This window comes from Methylobacterium sp. WL7, from assembly GCF_008040085.1.
Lineage (GTDB): Bacteria > Pseudomonadota > Alphaproteobacteria > Rhizobiales > Beijerinckiaceae > Methylobacterium > Methylobacterium mesophilicum.
In genome coordinates, this window is record NZ_VRVG01000005.1 from 63,858 (window position 1) to 83,021 (window position 19,164).

Genomic DNA, 19,164 nt, shown 5'->3' on the forward strand with positions numbered 1-19,164 from the left:
GCGAGCTGGAAGGTGAGCGATGGCCGATAACATGTCCGAGGACCTCAAGGCCGGGGCGCTCGTCTACCACCGCCTGCCGCAGCCCGGAAAGCTGGAGATCCAGGCGACCAAGCCGCTCGGCAACCAGCGCGACCTCGCCCTCGCCTACTCGCCCGGCGTCGCAGCCGCCTGCATGGCGATCTACGACGACCCGCAGCAGGCTGCCGAACTGACGATCCGCCAGAACCTCGTGGCGGTGCTCACCAACGGCACCGCCGTCCTCGGCCTCGGCGATATCGGCCCGCTCGCCTCCAAGCCGGTGATGGAGGGCAAGGCGGTCCTGTTCAAGAAGTTCGCCGGGATCGACGTGTTCGACATCGAGGTCGACCAGAAGGACGTCAACAAGCTCGTCGATGTCGTCTGCGCGCTCGGGCCGACCTTCGGCGGCATCAACCTGGAGGACATCAAGGCGCCGGAGTGCTTCGAGGTCGAGGAGCAGTGCCGGGCCCGGATGAACATCCCGGTCTTCCACGACGACCAGCACGGCACCGCGATCATCGTGGCGGCGGCTGTCCTCAACGGCCTGGAACTCGCCGGCAAGGCGCTCTCGGATGTCCGCATCGTCACCTCCGGCGCCGGCGCGGCGGCGCTGGCCTGCCTCAACCTGCTCGTCTCGCTCGGTGCGACCCGGGAGAACATCACGGTCACCGACATCAAGGGCGTGGTCTACAAGGGCCGCCCGGAGCTGATGGACCGCTGGAAGGACGTCTACGCCCAGGAGACCGAGGCCCGCACGCTGGCCGAGGTGATCCCCGGCGCGGACGTGTTCATCGGCCTCTCGGCCGGCGGCGTCCTGAAGCCCGAGCTGCTGGAGAAGATGGCGGACAAGCCGCTGATCATGGCGCTCGCCAACCCCTATCCGGAGATCATGCCGGACCTCGCGCAGGCCAAGCGTCCCGACGCGATGATCTGCACGGGCCGCTCGGACTTCCCGAACCAGGTCAACAACGTCCTGTGCTTCCCCTACATCTTCCGTGGGGCGCTCGACGTCGGCGCCACCAGCATCAACGAGGAGATGAAGCAGGCGGCCGTGAAGGCGATCGCGGCGCTCGCCCGCGAGACTCCTTCCGACGTGGTCGCCCGGGCCTATGGCGGCGAGGCACGGCCGTTCGGCCCGGAATCGCTGATCCCGAGCCCGTTCGACCCGCGCCTGATCGTGCGCATCGCCCCGGCGGTGGCCAAGGCCGCGATGGATTCCGGCGTCGCCGGCCGGCCGCTCACGGATTTCAACGCCTACGTCGACAGCCTCGACCGGTTCGTCCACCGGTCCGGCCTCATCATGAAGCCGCTGTTCTCGAAGGCGAAGGCCGACCCCAAGCGGGTGATCTACGCTGAGGGTGAGGACGAGCGGGTCCTGCGCGCCGTCCAGGCGATCGTGGAGGACAAGGTCGCGTTCCCGATCCTGGTCGGGCGCCCGCGCGTGGTCGAATCGCGCCTGAAGCGCTTCGGCCTCTCGATCCAGGAGGGTCGCGACTTCGAGCTGATCGATCCCGAGGACGATCCCCGCTACCGGGCCTACGTCCAGACCTACCTGGACGTCGCGGGCCGGCGCGGCATCACCCCGGACGCGGCCCGCACCCTCGTGCGCACCAACAACACCGTGATCGGCGCGATCGCGGTCCGCCGCGGCGAGGCCGACGCCCTGATCTGCGGCCTGGAGGGCCGGTTCGAGACCCGGCTGAGGATCATCCGCGACGTGATCGGGCTGGCGCCGGGCATCGCCCAGTGCGCCGCCATGAGCCTGATCGTGACCAGCGAGGGCGCGTACTTCCTGGCCGACACCCATGTCCGCCAGAACCCTACGGCGGAAGAAATCGCCGAGGTCGCCCAGGCCTGCGCCGGCCATGTCAGCCGCTTCGGCCTGACGCCCAAGATCGCCCTGCTGAGCCACTCGGATTTCGGGCAGTCGGATTCGCCCTCGGCGATGAAGATGCGGGAGGCGCTGGCGCTCCTGCAGGCCCGCGACCCGGACCTGATGGTCGACGGCGAGATGCAGGCGGATTCGGCGCTCTCCGAACTGGTGCGCGACCGGGTGCTGCCGGGTTCGCGCCTCAAGGGCGCGGCCAACGTCCTGATCTTCCCGAACCTGGATGCGGCCAACATCGCGTTCCAGTTCGCCAAGGTCCTGGCGGACGCGCTGCCGGTCGGGCCGCTGCTGATCGGTCCGGCCAAGCCCGCCCACATCCTGACGCCGTCGGTCACGGCCCGCGGCATCGTCAACGTCACCGCCGCCGCCGTGGTCGAGGCGCAATCCGAGGCGGCGCCCCTGCCCGGGGGCGAGGCCGGCGCCGGGATGATCTCGGAGTAAACGGAGCGGCTTATCCCGGCGGCTCCGGCTGCCGGGATCGTTCGGGGTCGTGCCTTCAGGCCACCCGGATGGTGTCGAGGAAGCGGGACACCTCGGCGGTGAGGTGTTCGGATTGCCGCGACAGGTCGGTGGCCGCGCCGAGCACCTGGCTCGCCGCCTTCCCGGTCTCCTCCGCGGCACTCGCGACCCCGGCGATGTTGCTGGTCACTTCCCCGGCGCCCGCCGCCGCCTGCCCGACGTTGCGGACGATCTCCTGGGTCGCGGCCCCCTGCTGCTCCACCGCCGCCGCGATCGAGGTCACCACGGCGTTGATATCCTGGATCCGCGCCGTGATCGTGCCGATCGCCGTCACGGCTTGGCCGGTCGAGGCCTGCACCCGCGCGATCTGGCCGGAGATCTCTTCGGTCGCCTTCGCGGTCTGCTCGGCGAGCGCCTTTACCTCCGAGGCGACCACCGCGAAGCCGCGCCCGGCCTCCCCGGCCCGGGCCGCCTCGATCGTGGCGTTCAGTGCCAGCAGATTGGTCTGACCGGCGATGTTCGAGATTAATCCGACCACGTCGCCGATCCGCGCCACGGCGCTGCTCAACTCCTGCACCAGCGCGCCGGTCTGCCCGGCTTCGGTGACCGCCCCCAGCGCCAGCTTGGCCGACCCGTCGACCTGTCGGCCGATCTCCTGGACCGAGGAACCCAGTTGCTCCGAGGCGGCCGCTACGGTGTTGACGTTGCTGGCCGCCTGCTCGGCCGCGGCGGCCACCGTGGTGGACTGGCTGGCCGTCTGCGTCGCCGTGGCCGTCAGGGTCTGGGCGGTCGCCTGCAGCTCGGCGGCCGAGGACGAGACCTGCCCGATGATGCCGCCGACCGCCGTCTCGAAGGCCTCGGCCATCTGGCGCATGCCAGCCTTGCGTTGCTCCTCGGCCGCCATCCGGGCCTCAGCGGCCTCGGTTTCGAGCTGACGGGTCCGGATCAGGTTGTCCTTGAACACCTGCACGGCGGCCGCCACCGGCCCGAACTCGTTGCGATAGAGCCCGACCGGCACCTCCACGGTGGCGTCGCCTGCGGCCAGCTCCCGCATCGTCGCCGACATCGTCCGGATCGGCCGCAGCACGCCGACGAAGATGACGACGAGGCCCAAGCCGACCAGCAGGACGACCGCCGCGAGGGCGGCGACGTTGCGGATCAGGATGCCGCGAGCCGCATCGGCCATGAGTTCGGCGTGCCCGATCATATCGTCGAGGCTCGCGTACGCGAGATCGACGATGGTGGCCTGCGTCTCGGTATTCCGTTGCCGCAGCTCCTGGAACGTCACGCTCGGCGGCGTTCCCTGGCTGAGGGCATCGAACACAGCCTTCGCGATGGCCGCGTTCGCGCCCTGGAAGTTCTGGGCGTCGGCGGTCCGGAACGCGGACCGAACCTTATCCGAGACGGAAGAGGCTGCCTCGGTGGTGGCGGCCCAGGCGGTCTGCAGCCGCGCGCGTTCCTCCGCGGCGGCGACGGTCTCCGGCAGGGTCCAGGAGGTTCCGGCCGCCAGGGATGTCTGAACCCGCAGGGCGACGTTCCCGATCGCGACCCGCGACGCCCAAGCTGCGCGCTTGAGGCCCAGATAGCGCTGCAAATCGGCGTCCGAACGGGGGATGGCGCCGTCCACGGCGTCCGTGGTGGCGGTCAGCGCATCGAGTAGCTCCTGATAGGCGGTGAGCATCGCGGGCATCAGCGTCGCGTCGCGCTGATCCTTGGGGAGGCGCAGGGCGGCGTCGATCCGGGGGCGCAGCGTGTTCACAGCCTCGTGCGCCGCGTTCAGCCGTGCAACTGTCGCGGTCACCGCCGGGACGTCCTGCTGGCGCAGGAGGTCTTGGGCCCTGGCGAAACTCTCGATCATCGCCTGCCGGTTCGTCGCGATCGCCGACAGCGTGTTCGGCCCGGCCGGCTCCTGGCTACCCAGGGCAAGTGTCGAGCCGCGTTCGAGACGCAGCGGCAGGATCGTCTTGAGCAGGCGCCGGCTCGCATGGGCCAGGGTGACGGCCCGATCGGCTTGCTCGGCCTGCGTGCGCGCATCGATGAGCGCGCTGGTCGTATAGCTCAGCAACATCACCGCCAGAGCGGCGATCACCAAGCACAAAAGCGTCTTTATCGAGAACCGTCCAAGCCAACGCATGATCAAAATCCAATGGCCGCGCCCGGCCTCTGGAGATCATGATACCTAAAATCGAATCTCGATGCACCGTATCGTACTAAAATGCTTAATCTGCCATATTAATTGTTATCGTAATATAAAAACTAAAATGAAATAACCTATAGTTTCCATTTAGCCGACATCGCATAGTCCAGGATTGCTGAAACATCATTGAATCGCAGAAGAGAATTTTTTGCTGGGCCACATCCCTTCACTATCACAGCGGCAATGCTGCACGTTTGTCACAAGCAGCGCCTTCTGGCCGCCCTCCGCGACACGATGACAGGACCGCCCATCCGGACATGCCCCCGGACGCGGGCTGGCGTATCAGGCCGCTGCGGCGCGCCACCGCCCGATCCCGCTCTCCAGAGGTCGCGCCTCACGAGTTAGGCGCGACGGGTCAGGTGGCGGCGTCGATCTCGATGCGACCGTCCGTCCCGACCACCCGGCCGAGCGCGCGCACCCGGTTCAGAAGGCGGTCGCTGGCCAGCGCGGCCCAATCCCGCGGCATCCGCAGCGTGACGCGGCCGTCCTCGACCAGGAGCGGCGCCCGGGTGAGCGCGCCGTCCATGCCGGCCGAGATCGGAAACGCCACCCGGAGCATCGCGCCGAGGAGGCGGGCCCGCTCGAACAGGCGCGGACCCGCCACGGTCCTGAGGATCGGGTTGGCCTTTTCCGGAGCCAGGCCGCTGTGGCGGAGCGAGACTGAGAGGGCGAGATAGGCCCGTCCCGGATGGTCCACGCCCACGAAGGCGGCGTTCTGGATCGCCGCAATGCTCTGCTCGTCGCGGTAATCGGGATGCGCACGCCAGCCGACATCCGAGAGGAGGCAGCCCGCATGGCGCAGGCGGCGCTCGTCCGCGGTCTCGGGGCCGTCCAGCGTCGCCACGAACCGGTCCGTCCAGGCGATCAGCTCCTCGCCGTGGCGCGGCGCGCGGGCGCGCAGGGCGTTGAACTCCGCCGCCGAGGCGAGAAGCGGATCGACCAGACGCGTGTCGCGGTCGAGCTGCTCGAACAGCAGGCCCTCCCGAACCCCGGAGGCCGAGATCGCGACCTCCCGCGGGCGTCCGACCCGGATGATCTCTTCGAGGACCACGGCGCCGTAGGCCAGGAGCGGGCGGCGGGCCTCCGAGATCGTCTCGACGTCCTGGAGCAGCCCGACATCCGTCTGCTCGACGATCTGCAGGAAGCTCATCTCGTCGGTGGGTTCCACCGCGTAGCCGTGCATGACGTGGACCGGGTAGCCGCGCGCGGCCTGATGCAGCCGCGCCAGGGCGCGCCAGGTGCCGCCGACGGCGTAGAAGGTCCGGCCGCGCAGGGTCTCGAGCTGCGGCTCGGCCTTGCGCATGTGCTCGCGCACGATCTTGGCGGCCTTCTTGATCGACCCGCCGGAGAGGTCCTGCAGGGCGAGGCCGCCGAGCGGCATGGTCACGCCCTGGCCGACCACGGTGCCGCGCACGTCCACCAGTTCGAGGGAGCCGCCGCCCATGTCGCCGACGACGCCGTCCGGCGCGTGAAAGCCCGAGATCACGCCCATTGCGGACAGCTCCGCCTCACGGCGCCCCGACAAAAGCTGGATCTCCTGGCCGCAGGCAGCCTCGGCGGCGCGCAGGAAGTCCGGCCCGTTCTCGGCGTCCCGGGCCGCCGCCGTCGCCAGCACGAACACCCGGCCGACCCGCATGGTCTCGCACAGCACGCGGAATCGTCCCAGGGCGGTCAGCGCCCGGTTGACCGCGTCCTCGTTGAGCCGGCCGGTGGTCAGGACGTTGCGGCCCAGGCCGCACAGGACCTTCTCGTTGTAGAGGGGCGTCGGCGCACGGCTCAGGCCGTCATAGGCCACTAGCCGCACCGAGTTCGAGCCGATGTCGATGATCGCCACCGGCGGCCGCGGATCGCGCGAAGGCCGGTCGGCGGAATGCGCGAGGGTGAGGTTGGCGCGAGGGCTGCCCAAACGTCCGAGTCCTTGATGGAGCGTGGCCGACCGGACCGGCGGGCCGCGCGTGCATTCCGGAGCCGCGACCAAGATCGGCTCCACGTCGATGATACGCTGCGCTCGCGGCGGAACCGGGATCCCTGGCGACGGCGCAAGCTCTAAGCCCAATCGGGCCGGCAGGGCAACGTTTCGTCCGCCCGGCCATTTTGCCGGACGGATTTTCCGGACGCAGAACCGCACAACACGGTCTCGAAACCTGTCGAGCGTCCTGCGCATCGGCCTGTGTACTTAAGCGCGCTGAGCCCGACGGCTCAGAGCGCGCGGGCTCGACTTCTTCGAGGCCTTGCCCCGGCCGGAAAGACTCGGATTCGTCATGAAATACTTGTGCGCATTGAACGGTTCTTCGCCGTCCGCGGGCTGGATCCGCTCGCAGCCCCCCGAGGCGAGCAGGCGCCAGCTTTGACGGTTGTCCAGGAGGTTGGCCAGCATGATCTGGTCGAGGACCTGCTGGTGCACGGTGGGATTCGTGATCGGCAGCATGGCCTCGACCCGGCGGTCGAGGTTCCGGCTCATGAGGTCGGCCGACGAGATGTAGATCGTCGCCTTCGGGTGCGGCAGCCCGACGCCGTTGCCGAAGGCGTAGATCCGCCCGTGCTCCAGGAAGCGCCCGACGATCGACTTGACCCGGATCGTCTCGGACAGCCCCGGGATGCCCGGCCGCAGGCAGCAGATGCCGCGCACCACGCAATCGATCTGCACACCGGCCGAGGACGCATCGTAGAGCGCGTCGATGATCTGCGCGTCGACCAGCGAGTTGCACTTGATCCAGATCGCCGCCGGCCGGCCGGCCTTGGCGTGGGCGACCTCGGCCTCGATGTTCTCCAAGAGCCGGTTCTTCATCGTCAGGGGCGAGACCGACATCCGCTCCAGTTCGGCGGGCTCGGCGTAGCCGGTGATGAAGTTGAAGATCCGCGAGACGTCCCGGGCGATCGCCGGGTCGGCCGTGAAGAACGACAGGTCCGTGTAAACGCGCGCCGTGATCGGGTGATAGTTCCCGGTGCCGACATGGCAGTAGGTGACGAGCTTGTCGCCCTCGCGCCGGACCACCAGCGACAGCTTGGCGTGGGTCTTCAGCTCGACGAAGCCGAACACCACCTGCGCGCCCGCCTTCTCCAGGTTGCGCGCCCAGCGGATGTTGGCCTCCTCGTCGAACCGCGCCTTCAGCTCGACGAGCGCGGTGACCGACTTGCCGAGTTCGGCGGCCTCCGCGAGCGCCGCGACGATCGGGGAGTTCGACGAGGTGCGATAGAGCGTCTGCTTGATCGCCACGACGTTCGGGTCCCGGGCCGCCTGGGCCAGGAACTGCACAACCGAATCGAAGGATTCGTAGGGGTGATGGACGATGAAGTCCTTCTGGCGGATCGCCGCGAACACGTCGCCGCCGCTCTCCCGGATCCGCTCCGGGAAGCGCGGGTTGTAGGGCTTGAACTTCAGGTCCGGCCGATCGATCCCGACGACCTGCGACAGCTCGTTGAGGGCGAGCATGCCCTCGATCAGGAAGATCGCGTCCGCGGAGATCTCAAGCTCGTCGGCCACGAAGCTGCGGAGATCCTCCGACATGCCGGATTCGACTTCGAGGCGGATCACGACGCCCCGGCGGCGCTGCTTCAGCGCGGTCTCGAAATGCAGGACGAGATCCTCGGCCTCCTCCTCGATCTCGAGATCCGAATCCCGCACCACCCGGAACGCGCCGCTGCTCTTGACCAGGTAGCCCGGGAACAGCCGCCCCGTGAACATTCCGATGACCTGCTCGATCGAGATCAGGCGCGCGGCGGTCTCGCTCTCGCTGGTGGGCAGGCGGACGAACCGGTCGATGACGCCGGGAACCCGGATCAGGGCGCGCAGCAGCCGGCCGTCGCGCGGCCGCACCAGCGCCAGCGCGATGGTGGTGCCGAGGTTTGGAATGAACGGGAACGGGTGGGCCGGATCGATCGCGAGCGGCGTCAGGACCGGTGAGACATGGTTGAGGAAGTACTCTTCCAGCCAAGCGGCCTGGTCCGCGGTGAGGGCGGCGGGCTCGACGATCTCGATCTCGGAGGCCTGCAGCTCCACGCGCAGCTGGCGCCAGCGCGCCTGCTGGTCGGCGGCGAGCCGCGCCACCTCGATGCCGATCCGGTTCAGCTGCTCGGACGGCGTCAGCCCGTCCTGGGACGGGAGCGTCAGACCGGCTCGGACCTGGTCGATCAGGCCGGCCACGCGGACCATGAAGAACTCGTCGAGATTGTTCGCCGAGATCGACAGGAAGCGCAGGCGCTCCAGCAGCGGATGGTTCGGGTTGGAGGCTTCCTCCAGCACCCGGCGGTTGAACTGCAGCCAGGACAACTCGCGGTTCACGAAGCGCTCGGGGGAATGACGCAGCGAGCGTCCGGCCTCGACCACGGGTTCCCGCGCCGCGCCGGCCGGCTGCTCCGCCGGTGCCGCCGGGACGGCAGGCCATTCGTCGGCGGTGTCGATCGGTACAGGCTTCGTCTCGGCGGCTGCACCGCTTGCGGCGGCGGCCGTCGCATTCGGTCGGGCGTCGCTCGGCACCGCTGCCTTCTTCACGGTTGCGCTTTTGGCGGCCGCGCTTCGCGAGGCCGTACGAGAGCCGGGAGCGCGCGGACCCGGGGCCGGTGCGCTCGAATCGGCTGTGTCCTCGGGTGGTACGCGCGACGCAGCCGTGCGGTCGGCCGGCGCGCGTCTGACGGCGGCGCGGCGGGGGGCCGGATCGGTCGCGTCGGGCCGACGGGGCTCCGCGGCCTCGTCGGCGGCGTCGCGGTCCATGGGCTTCTGCGTCGATTCCATTCCGATTCCTGTCCTTGCCGATGCCGGCGCGTCTACCATTCTACACCCGTAGCTTTCACGACGCTTTCGTGACGGCCACGGGTTTCCGCTTCTACGCCTCCGGATCGACCTCGTCGTCGAAGCCCATGCGGCGTAGCACGGCCAGCGCCAGGGGGCGGCTGATCCGCCGTCCGCGTCCGAGCGCGTCTCGGTCGAGTTCGGCGACGATATCCCGCGCCCGTCCCAGGGAGCGGTCGATCCGCAGCGCCAGCGCCTCGATCACGCTGAGATCCACCACCAATTGCCGGTCGACGAACAGCTTGACCAGGACGGCGCGCAGCAGCGCGTCGTCCGGTGCCTCGATGGCGATGCTGGGCGCCAGGCGCAGCCGGGAGCGCAAGTCCGGCGTCGCGAGGCCCAGGGCGTCGATGCCGGAGGCGCTCGTCAGCAGGACCGGGCAGGCCCGCTCGCGGGCGCGGTTGAGCAGATGGAACAGGGCCGCCTCGTCCCGCCCCTCCGCGCGGTCGATATCCTCGATGACCAGCGCGCCGTTCGAGACGAGGTGCTGGACCGCGTCCGCCCCGATCTCGGAGGCGGCGGCCGTCCAGGCATGGGCGCGCTCGGCCCAGATCGCCGCGAGGTGGCTCTTGCCGCTGCCCGAGGGGCCGGTCAGCACCAGCACGCTGTCGGGCCAGTCCGGCCAGGCCTCGACCAGGGCGTAGGCCGCCTCGTTGGCCGGCCCGACCAGAAAGTCCTCGCGGCCGTAGCGGGGATCGAGCGGCAGGTCGAAGGCCAGTTGCCGGGGTGGTGCGTTTTCGCGCATGGGGTGCCCAGATCGATCGCTCAGGATGACCGCGTCGAGGTGGCGGTCAAGGTCCGGCCGGCCTCGTCGTTCAGGTCGATCAGCACCGGTTGCTCGGCATGATAGAGGCGGCTCTGGAGGTAGCGCTTCAGGGCGAAGCGCACGAGCACGCCGAGCGAGGCCGCCACCGGCACCGCGAGCAGCAGGCCGACGAAGCCGAACAGGGTTCCGAAGGCGAGCAGCGCGAACATCAGCCAGACCGGGTGCAGGCCAGTGGACTCGCCGACCAGCTTGGGCGCGATCACGTTGCCTTCGAGGAACTGGCCGATCAGGAACACCCCCACCGTCAGCCCGAGGTGCAGCCAGTCCGAGGACGGCCAGAACTGCACCAGCGCGACGCCGACCGAGAGCATGAAGCCGGTAAGCGTCCCGACATACGGGATGAACGTCAGGAGGCCGGCGATCAGCCCGATCAGGACCCCGAAATTGAGCCCGACCAGCCAGAGGCCGACGGCGTAGAAGCTGCCGAGGATCAGGCAGACCAGGGTCTGACCGCGCACGAAACCGGTGATCGCGCCGTCGATCTGACGGGCGAGGTCGCGCACCGTCGCCCGGTGCCGGGGCGGCACCCAGTTGTCCAGGGCCGCCATCATCCGATCCCAGTCGACCAGGATGTAGAAGGCCACGACCGGGGTCACCACCAGCAGCGACGCGATCGAGATCAGCGCCTGGCTGCCGGACCAGATCGACTTGAGGAACGCGAGAAGCCACGCGCCGCCCTGGCTCGCCAGCGTGCCCACGGAGGATTGCAGCTCGGTCAGCACGTTGTCGCCGCCGACGCGCTCCAGCAGCGGCCCGGCGCGCTCGGCGATGATCCCCTGGAGCCGCGAGACCATCGCGGGCAGCGCGTTCACCAGGCCCGCGACCTGGTTGGCCGTCAGCGGGATCAGGATCAGCAGCGACACGATCAGCGCCACGACGAACAGCGCCAGGATCAGCAGGCTCGCGGCGAGGCGGCCGAGGCCCAGGCGCTCGAGGCGGTCGGCCAGCGGATCGAGCAGGTACGCCAGCGCGATGCCGGCCACGAACGGCAGCATCACCTCGCGCAGCAGGTAGACCAGGAGGCCGAGGGCGACGAGGGCCCCCAGCCCGATGACAGCCCGTGCGCGCATGTTGTCGTCCCCCCACGGGCCGCATAGCACGCCCCGTCGCAGAGTGGAGATCGGGCCCGCCTCGATCAAGGCGCGCCAGCCGACTCGCGCGGCGCGCTGGAAGCCGCTAGAGCGGACCCGATGATGACCGGGACGACGCTGGCATGACCGCCAAGGATGGACAGGGACTGACCTACGCGGAGGCGGGCGTCGATATCGACGCCGGCAACGCCATGGTGGAGACGATCAAGCCGCTGGTGCGCTCGACGCGGCGGCCGGGGGCGGATGCCGAGATCGGCGGCTTCGGCGGCCTGTTCGATCTGAAGGCCGCGGGGTTCCGCGACCCGATCCTGGTGGCGGCCAACGACGGCGTCGGCACCAAGGTCAAGATCGCAATCGAGACCGGGCGCCACGACACGATCGGCATCGACCTGGTGGCGATGTGCGTCAACGACCTCGTGGTCCAGGGCGCCGAGCCGCTGTTCTTCCTGGACTACTACGCGACGGGCAAGCTGGTGCCCGGCGTCGGCGCCGACATCGTGCGCGGCATCGCCGAGGGCTGCCGGCAGGCCGGCTGCGCGCTGATCGGCGGCGAGACCGCCGAGATGCCGGGCCTCTACGACGGCTCGGACTACGACCTCGCCGGCTTCTCGGTCGGCGCCGCCGAGCGCGGCACGCTGCTGCCGAAGCCCGGCATCCGGCCCGGCGACGTGGTGCTCGGCCTGCCCTCCTCCGGGGTCCATTCCAACGGGTTTTCGCTGGTCCGCCGGATCGTCGCCAAGACCGGCCTCGGCTGGGATGCGCCGGCCCCGTTCGATCCGTCGAGGAGCCTCGGCGACGCCCTGCTGGAGCCCACCCGGATCTACGTGAAGCCCCTGCTCGCCGCCCTGGAGGCGACCGACGGCATCCGGGCGCTGGCCCACATCACCGGCGGCGGCTTCCCCGACAACCTGCCCCGGGTGCTGCCGGACGATGTCGGCATCGCCATCGACCTCGACGCCATCACCCCGCCTGCGGTGTTCGGCTGGCTCGCCCGCGAGGGCGGCGTCGCCGAGGCGGAGATGCTGCGGACCTTCAACTGCGGCATCGGCATGGTGGTGATCGCCGCCGCCGACGCGGTCGACGACGTCGACGAGGCCCTGACCCGGGCCGGCGAGGCGCCGGTGCGCCTCGGCCGGATCACCGCGCGCGGCCCCGAGCCCGTGACCTTCAGCGGACGCCTCGCGCTCTGATGGCCGCCACCGGCAAGACCCGCGTCGCGGTCCTGATCTCGGGCCGCGGCTCGAACATGGTCGCGCTGATCGAGGCCGCGAAGGATCCGGCCTATCCGGCCGAGATCGTGCTGGTCCTGTCGAACCGCCCTGACGCCGCCGGCCTCGCGCGGGCGGCGGCGGCCGGGATCCCCGCCCGGGCGATCGACCACACCGGTTTCCGGGATCGGGCCAGCTTCGATGCCGCCCTCGACGCCGAACTCCGGGCGGCCGACGTCGACCTCGTCTGCCTCGCGGGCTTCATGCGGATCTTCACGCCGGACTTCGTGGCCGGCTGGGCCGGGCGGATGCTCAACATCCACCCCTCGCTGCTGCCGCTGTTCAAGGGCACGCACACGCACAAGCAGGCGCTCGACGCCGGCGTGCGACTGCACGGCTGCACGGTGCATTTCGTGGTGCCCGAACTCGATGCCGGGCCGATCGTGGCGCAGGCCGCGATCCCCGTACGCCAGGGCGACGACCCGGACAGCCTCGCCGACCGGGTGATCGTCCAGGAGCGGCGGCTCTATCCCGCGGTGCTGGCGCTGGTGGCCGGCGGACACGCCCGGCTGGAGGGCGATCGCGTCGTCATCGCCGACGCGGCACCGGACGGCGTCCTGTTCAGCCTGTAACGGGGATTCCGAAGGGACAAGTCCCTTCGGCGGGGTCCGGGGCAGCGCCCCGGGAGGGTCAGATCGGCCGCTGCAGCTTGCAGCTGTCGAGGGCCGAGAGGGCCTTGGCGCGGGCGGAATCGTTGAAGTAGCCCGTGGTGCGGTAGGCCTCGACCTCGGATTCGTCGAGGCTGCGCAGGGTCTGACGGGCGTAGCAGCCGCAGGGACGCTCGAGGGACGCCTCGGGGGCGCTGGTCAGCCGGGCCTGGACGACCGTGCAGGCGTGGCGCACGCGGCCTTCGAGGCTGGCCTTCGTGGCCGTCTTCAGCGCCGGATCCGGCTCGTACTGCTGGAACGGGGCCGGGGATCCGCCCGCGAGGGCGGCGGTCGCGCCGATCGCGATCAGGCCGGACGCGATCAGCAGGGGCAGGCGGCGCATCGTCATGGTCTTGGCGGTCCAGGGCTGAGGGTCAATTAACCTCGGCCGTTGGACGCCGCCGGGCGCCGCCCCGTCAATGGCGGACCGGACACACCGGGCGGCATTCACCCCGCTGCCGGGGGGAATGCGACGGGATGGCGGAACGGTGTGCCCGACCCGCCACCCCGGTCTCCGGATCAGGCGGCGATATCGGAATCCTTGAAGAACTGCGCGATCTCGAGCTTGGCGTTCTCCGCGCTGTCCGAGCCGTGCACGGTGTTCTCGCCAACGGACTCGGCGAACCGCTTCCGGATCGTACCCTCGGCGGCCTGGGCCGGGTTCGTGGCGCCCATCACTTCGCGGTACTTGGCGACGGCGTTCTCGCCTTCGAGCACCTGCACGACCACCGGGCCGGAGGTCATGAAGCTGACGAGCTCGCCGAAGAAGGGCCGCTCCTTGTGGACCTCATAGAACTTTTCGGCCTGCTCCTGGGTCAGGCGGATGCGGCGCTGGCCGACGATGCGCAGGCCCGCCTCCTCGATCACCGCGTTCACGGCGCCGGTCAGGTTGCGCCGGGTGGCGTCGGGCTTGAGGATCGAGAAGGTGCGCTCGGTGGCCATGGTGTGTCCGGTCTGTCTGTGAAAAAGGCGGAGGGTGCGCGCCGGGCTGACGGGCGCATCTCAGGCGCGAAAATTTCGCTTCCGCCGCAGGCTTATAGCGGGCGCCCTACCGGTCCTCAAGCTGCGCGCCCGGTCGAACTCACGCGGTCGCGCCGGGCGTCTTCTTCGGACGAACGGACTTCTTTCGCGCGCCGGATGCCGGGATGTCGAAGGTCGCGTCCGGCTTGCCGGGCAGGCTGACCACGATTCTGGCCTCGCCTCCGAGCGCGGACGCGATGCGGGCGATCGTGGAGACCTGCATGGCGGCGGAGGGGTTCCGCTCAAGCCTCGCCACATAGGCCTGCGATGTGTCCAGCGCCTGCGCGAGTTCGGCCTGCGTCATCCCCACCGCGCGCCGAAACTGCGCGAGGGTCCGGCTCTCTTGAATGAGATCGTCCGCGTGGGCGCGGATGTCCGCCTGCTCTTCCGCGGAGAACTCGGCCAAGATGTCGGCGAGCGGCATGCGGGTGCCGGGCTTTGCAACATCCGTCATCGCTTGGGCTTCCTCATGCCAGCGCGTGGCGTGTCTGCATGCGAGGTCTGCTGCGCGGCGATGGCCGCCTGATGTGCCGTGAAGCGTGCATCGGCCTTCGCGATCATCTGCCTGTTGACGAGCGCCGAGGACCGACCGCCCTTGGCCGCTGCGGCGAGAACGATGGCTTGCCGGGCTGCGTCGAACGCGTAGGCGACACGCCACTCGACCTTGTTCACGGTCGGACGCAGCTCATTCATGTTGGCGTGCGTGGACCGTTTCAGGGTGTCCGCCATAGGCCGGTTGAGCTGCGGCCCCTAGCTGGCGAGGGCCAAGGCATAGGCGGCAATGGCCTTTCGCACGTCGGCATCAAGGGCTGCGAACCCCGCGCGAAACGCGCCGTCAAATTCGACTGTCCAAGCCACGGATCAAATTATAACCTGTAGGTTATATCGGCAAGGGGGAACCGAGCGAGTTATCCACCGTAACGATCGCTGGAACCCTCTGAAACAAGCGTGGCCGTGGCTCTGCCGCAACACCGCCGAAAAATCGCCTGATTGCGCCGGCTCACTGGCCTCAAGCCGATTTCGTCAGCCTCTCAGGCGCCCTCGGTGCCCAAAATTCGGAGACGAACCATGCGCCTCGCCCTCTCTGCCACACTCCTGCTTGCCGGCCTTTCGGCCGCCGCCGCCGATACCGGGAAGGATCCGTCCGGCACCTGGCTCACCGGGGATGGCCGCGCCAAGATCCGCATCGACCGGTGCGGCCCGAGCCAGAAGCTCGTCTGCGGCAAGGTGGTCTGGCTGAAGGCGCCGACCGCTGAGAACGGCGCCGCGAAGACCGACCTGAAAAACCCCGATCCGAAGAAGCGCAGCCGCCCCGTGATCGGCCTGCAGCTCATCGACGGCCTGAAGCCCGACGAGGAGAAGTTCACCGGCGAACTCTACAACATCGAAGAGGGCAAGGTTTACACCGTCAGCCTGGAGCGCGAGAGCGAGGCCGAGCTGAGCGTCTCGGGCTGCATGCTCAAGGTGCTGTGCGGCTCGCAGACCTGGACGCGCGTGCCGGACGTGAACCAGCAGGCCGCCAACAAGAACTGAGGCTCAGATCGCCGCGAGGCCGCGCTGGACGGCCGGCCTCGCCAGAACGGTCTCGAGCCAGCGCGCCACGTTCGGCAGGGCGGCGATCTCGACGCCCTGCTTGAAGTTGAGCTTGGCCCAGGTCACCGTCGCGATGTCGGCGATGGAATAGTCGCCTGCCAGGTAGTCGCGGCCCTCGAGCCGCCGCTCCAGCACCCCGTAGAGGCGGTTGGCTTCGGCGGTGAAGCGTTCGATGGCGTACGGCACCTTCTCGGACGCGTAGATCTTGAAGTGGTGCGTCTGCCCGAGCATCGGGCCGAACCCGGCCACCTGCCAGAACAGCCACTCGTCCACGGCCACCCGGGCGCGCTCGTCCGTCGGGTAGAACTGGCCGGTCTTGCGGCCGAGATACTGCAGGATCGCCCCCGATTCGAACACCGTGATCGGCTGCCCGCCCGGCCCGTCCGGGTCGACGATGGCCGGGATCTTGTTGTTCGGTGAGATCGCCAGGAAGTCGGGCGCGAATTGCTCGTTCTTGCCGATGTTGACCGGGACCACCCGGTACGGCAGCCCGCACTCTTCGAGCATCACCGGAATCTTCCAGCCGTTCGGCGTGCTCCAGGTATGGACGTCGATCGGCCGCCCGGACACCGCTGCCATCTTGATCTGCTCCTCGACCGATCGCACGGCGGCGCGGCGTTCCCCCGCCGATCTCGGACAATGGCGGCAGTGAAGACGATTTCCAGGCCGCGCTCAAGGGCGTCGGTCGCGCCGGGCTCACGTTTCCGAGAGCGCGCACCTGACCTGTTGGCGAAAGCCGATGCGCCCTTGTCCGAAGCGTGGCCGTCCGGCGAGATTGCGCCCCGGAATCGTTGCGATCCCGGGGGGAGTCTCGATGTTCGATCGTGTTGTGCGGATGGCGGTGCTGAGCGCGCCGCTGCTTTTGGCCCAGCCGCTTCTGGCGAAGGATGCGCCGGCTCCGGCCGCGAGCGAGGCCCCCGCCGCCAAGGAGCCGGCCGCGAAGGCGCCGAGCGCCGGGCAGAGCGCCGCCCGCGAGCGGCAGAAGACGTGCGGCGCCCAGTGGCGCGCCCTCACCGACGCACAGAAGACCGCCCAGGGGCCGAAATGGCCCCAATACTGGAGCAGCTGCAACAAGCGGTTGAAAGGCGGCGACAAAGCTTGACAGCAGCGCGAACCGCCGCGCTTCTCGTTCGTTGCTGGTCAGAGCGTGGGCGGGGTTCGGTGCTGACATGATGGATCGGCAGGCGCTCCGGCCGTCTGCGGCAGCCCCGGCGCCCCATTGGCGAGGCTGGTCGATGCCGTCGTGCCGGCGTTCCTCCCGGTTCTGGCAGCGCCCCTGCGCAAGCCCGCCGGACCCGGTGCGGCATGGCTGAGGTCTCGGTCCAGTCCGGCTCGCCCCCGCAGCGGGCGACCACCATCGACCGGCTGATCGGCTTCCTCGATGCCTGGGTGCCCAAGCCCGCGGCCTGGGCGTTCGCGCTGCGGATCTGGATCGCCATGATGCTGGCGCTGGCCGCCGCGTTCTGGCTCCAGCTCGACAGCGCCTCGTCGGCGGCCACCTGCGTGGCGATCCTCGCGCAGCCGAAGCGCGGTCAGGCGATCTCCAAGGCCGTCTACCGCCTCGCGGGCACGCTGATCGGTGCCGCCGTGTCGATCATGTTCATGGCGCTGTTCGGCCAGGACCGTGTCCTGCTGCTGGTCTCGTTCACGGTCTGGCTCGGGCTGTGCGTGTTCACCGCGCAGTATCTCCAGGATACCCGGGCCTACGGGGCGATGCTGTCGGGCTACACGGTTGCGATCGTCGCCCTCGGCCAGATCGACGCGCCACAGGGCACCTTCGATGCCGCGGTGTCCCGCGTGGCCGTCATCGTGCTGGGCATCCTCGTCATCACCTTCATCAACGACGCCCTCGCCTCGCCCAGCACGTGGCAGACGCTGCTGCCGCAATTGCGCAAGGCCTGGGACGACACCCGCGCCTATGCCCGCGAGACCCTGGCGAAGGGCGATCTCGGCGCATCGCGGACCGCCGCGCTGATCCGCACCATCGCGCCGATGCGGGCCGATGCCAGCGCCATCGCGGGCGAACTCGACGACGGACCCTGGCGGGCCGCAGGGGCGCGCAGCTGCATCGCGGCGCTCTACGTCCTGGCGGCGGCGATCCGGGCGGTTGCCGCGGCCGCCGCCTGCCTGCGCACGCGCAGTCCCGCGGTCGAGGAGGCGCTCGAAATCTGCCGTCGCGTCGCCGAGGACCCCGACCCGGAGACCCTGGAGCGGGACGACGCGCGCCTGCGGGAGCTGGTGGACGCCGCGATCCGCGACGGCAACCGGCCCGTCGACGAGGTCGTCGTCCTGCAGCGCGCGCTCGACGTGGCCTGCGCGGCCACCTTCGCGCAGGACGGGATTCAGGCGGTGGCCGATGGGCATCGGCCCCTGCGCGACGCCAGGCTGCCGACGCACCGGGACTTCCCGGTGGCCCTGCGCGGGGCCCTGCGGGTGGCTATCGGCTTCGCCATCACGGCCGCCGCCTTCGTGGCGCTCGGGCTGCCACAGGCGTCCTTCGCGCTGGTCCAGGTCGCGGCCACCGCATCCCTCTCCTCTTCGACGCCGGATCCCAGGAAGTTCGCCAACGGCGTGGTGATCGGGATGACGCTGGCCGCGACGTTTGCGGGCATCGCCCGGTTCGTGTTCCTCGACGGCGTCCAGGGCTTCCCGATGCTCGCCATCGTGATGGCGCCGGTGATCTTCTTCGGCTGCTTCCTGTCGCTGAACCCGAAGACCTTCGGCATCGGCTTCATCGTGATCGTGTTCTTCCCGGTCCTGCTCGGCCCGTCCAACCCCCAGACCTACGACGCCCAGAGCTTCCTGCTGAACGCGTTCCTGGTCGTGGTCGCCGCCATCATCCTGTCGATCGTGGTACGCCTGCTGCTGCCGGTCACGCCGGAGCGGCAGCGGGTCTACGCGCTGGATTCGGCCCAGCGGGCGCTGGCCGACGCCCTGGTCGGAGAAGGCGGGGACGCGACCACCCGCACGAGCCTCAACGCCGACAGGTTGTTCCAATTCGCCGGGTACAGTTCCGGCAGCGGGGCGGTGCGTCGGGCGAGCCTGGCGCATGCCTTCGCGCTGGCCCGGCTCGAAGCCTCGGCCGCGCGGGCCCATGCGGAGCTGCGGCGGCTCTGGGCGGTCGAGCCGCTGCGGGCCGCGATCCAGCGGGCCCGGGCCGGCCTCGCCACCGGTGACGACAGGGCGCTGGAGTGTGCGGCACGGGATCTGATCCGGGCGGCCTCGCAGGAGGACCGGATCCTGCGGCTGACGACCGCCCGGGCCGCCAGCGACCTGGTGACCGCGGCCCGCACCATCGCGCGCCATCGACGCGTCCTCCGGCGCCTCGATATCGCAGTGTTCTGACGCAGGAATTGGCGCGAAACCGG

General features: G+C 69.7%; 15 protein-coding genes and 1 pseudogene. 6 read left to right on the top strand and 10 right to left on the bottom strand.

From position 1 onward, the window contains the following. Positions 1–19: 19 nt before the first annotated feature. Entirely contained in the window at positions 20–2,347 is a 2,328-nt protein-coding gene (locus FV233_RS02600) for an NADP-dependent malic enzyme (RefSeq protein ID WP_147896520.1), read from the top strand. A gap of 55 nt (positions 2,348–2,402) precedes the next feature. Here FV233_RS02600 and FV233_RS02605 read toward each other — a convergent pair whose 3' ends face one another. The 5 genes from FV233_RS02605 to FV233_RS02625 all read right to left on the bottom strand — a co-directional run bounded on the left by FV233_RS02605 (position 2,403) and on the right by FV233_RS02625 (position 11,247). Beyond that, entirely contained in the window at positions 2,403–4,499 is a 2,097-nt protein-coding gene (locus FV233_RS02605; protein ID WP_147896521.1) for a HAMP domain-containing methyl-accepting chemotaxis protein, read from the bottom strand. Between the two features lie 418 nt (positions 4,500–4,917). Continuing rightward, positions 4,918–6,468 (bottom strand): exopolyphosphatase, encoded by a 1,551-nt coding sequence (ppx, locus tag FV233_RS02610; RefSeq protein ID WP_147854833.1) that lies wholly within the window; start codon positions 6,466–6,468, stop codon positions 4,918–4,920. A 270-nt stretch (positions 6,469–6,738) separates the two neighbouring features. Continuing rightward, positions 6,739–9,294, bottom strand: a complete 2,556-nt coding sequence (locus FV233_RS02615; RefSeq protein WP_147896522.1) for an RNA degradosome polyphosphate kinase — start codon at positions 9,292–9,294, stop codon at positions 6,739–6,741. Between the two features lie 91 nt (positions 9,295–9,385). Then, entirely contained in the window at positions 9,386–10,096 is a 711-nt protein-coding gene (locus FV233_RS02620; protein WP_147896523.1) for a DnaA/Hda family protein, read from the bottom strand. 20 nt (positions 10,097–10,116) lie between these two features. Then, positions 10,117–11,247, bottom strand: coding sequence for an AI-2E family transporter (locus FV233_RS02625; RefSeq protein WP_147856978.1), 1,131 nt, complete (start codon positions 11,245–11,247; stop codon positions 10,117–10,119). A gap of 143 nt (positions 11,248–11,390) precedes the next feature. On the opposite strand from FV233_RS02625, the gene purM reads away from it, so the two are divergent. Further along, positions 11,391–12,458, top strand: a complete 1,068-nt coding sequence (gene purM / locus FV233_RS02630; RefSeq protein WP_147896524.1) for a phosphoribosylformylglycinamidine cyclo-ligase — start codon at positions 11,391–11,393, stop codon at positions 12,456–12,458. Beyond that, positions 12,458–13,108, top strand: coding sequence for a phosphoribosylglycinamide formyltransferase (gene purN, locus FV233_RS02635; RefSeq protein WP_147856476.1), 651 nt, complete (start codon positions 12,458–12,460; stop codon positions 13,106–13,108). Before purM ends, purN begins: the two co-directional genes overlap by 1 nt. Positions 13,109–13,166: 58 nt before the next feature. Here purN and FV233_RS02640 read toward each other — a convergent pair whose 3' ends face one another. From FV233_RS02640 to FV233_RS02655, 4 genes and pseudogenes are all read right to left on the bottom strand, one after another. Continuing rightward, complete coding sequence (locus tag FV233_RS02640) at positions 13,167–13,532, bottom strand: hypothetical protein (protein WP_147856475.1); 366 nt, start codon at positions 13,530–13,532, stop codon at positions 13,167–13,169. 170 nt (positions 13,533–13,702) lie between these two features. Further along, positions 13,703–14,125: a nucleoside-diphosphate kinase gene (gene ndk, locus FV233_RS02645; protein WP_147856474.1), complete on the bottom strand. Its 423-nt coding sequence runs from the start codon at positions 14,123–14,125 to the stop codon at positions 13,703–13,705. Between the two features lie 139 nt (positions 14,126–14,264). Then, positions 14,265–14,627, bottom strand: coding sequence for a helix-turn-helix transcriptional regulator (locus FV233_RS02650; protein WP_187278040.1), 363 nt, complete (start codon positions 14,625–14,627; stop codon positions 14,265–14,267). Between the two features lie 26 nt (positions 14,628–14,653). Further along, positions 14,654–14,941, bottom strand: a pseudogene (locus FV233_RS02655) (type II toxin-antitoxin system RelE/ParE family toxin); the annotation flags it as partial. A gap of 330 nt (positions 14,942–15,271) precedes the next feature. Here FV233_RS02655 and FV233_RS02660 point away from each other — a divergent pair. After that, positions 15,272–15,736 (top strand): DUF2147 domain-containing protein, encoded by a 465-nt coding sequence (locus FV233_RS02660; RefSeq protein ID WP_147896527.1) that lies wholly within the window; start codon positions 15,272–15,274, stop codon positions 15,734–15,736. Between the two features lie 3 nt (positions 15,737–15,739). On the opposite strand, the gene FV233_RS02665 is transcribed toward FV233_RS02660, so the two are convergent. Beyond that, a complete protein-coding gene (locus tag FV233_RS02665) occupies positions 15,740–16,375 on the bottom strand; it encodes a glutathione S-transferase N-terminal domain-containing protein (RefSeq protein ID WP_147856470.1) in 636 nt (211 codons plus the stop codon). 235 nt (positions 16,376–16,610) lie between these two features. Here FV233_RS02665 and FV233_RS02670 point away from each other — a divergent pair, with 235 nt between their 5' ends. Continuing rightward, positions 16,611–16,898, top strand: a complete 288-nt coding sequence (locus tag FV233_RS02670; protein ID WP_147896528.1) for a hypothetical protein — start codon at positions 16,611–16,613, stop codon at positions 16,896–16,898. Positions 16,899–17,101: 203 nt separating this feature from the next. Continuing rightward, positions 17,102–19,141 (top strand): FUSC family protein, encoded by a 2,040-nt coding sequence (locus tag FV233_RS02675; RefSeq protein WP_147896529.1) that lies wholly within the window; start codon positions 17,102–17,104, stop codon positions 19,139–19,141. Positions 19,142–19,164: the final 23 nt, after the last annotated feature.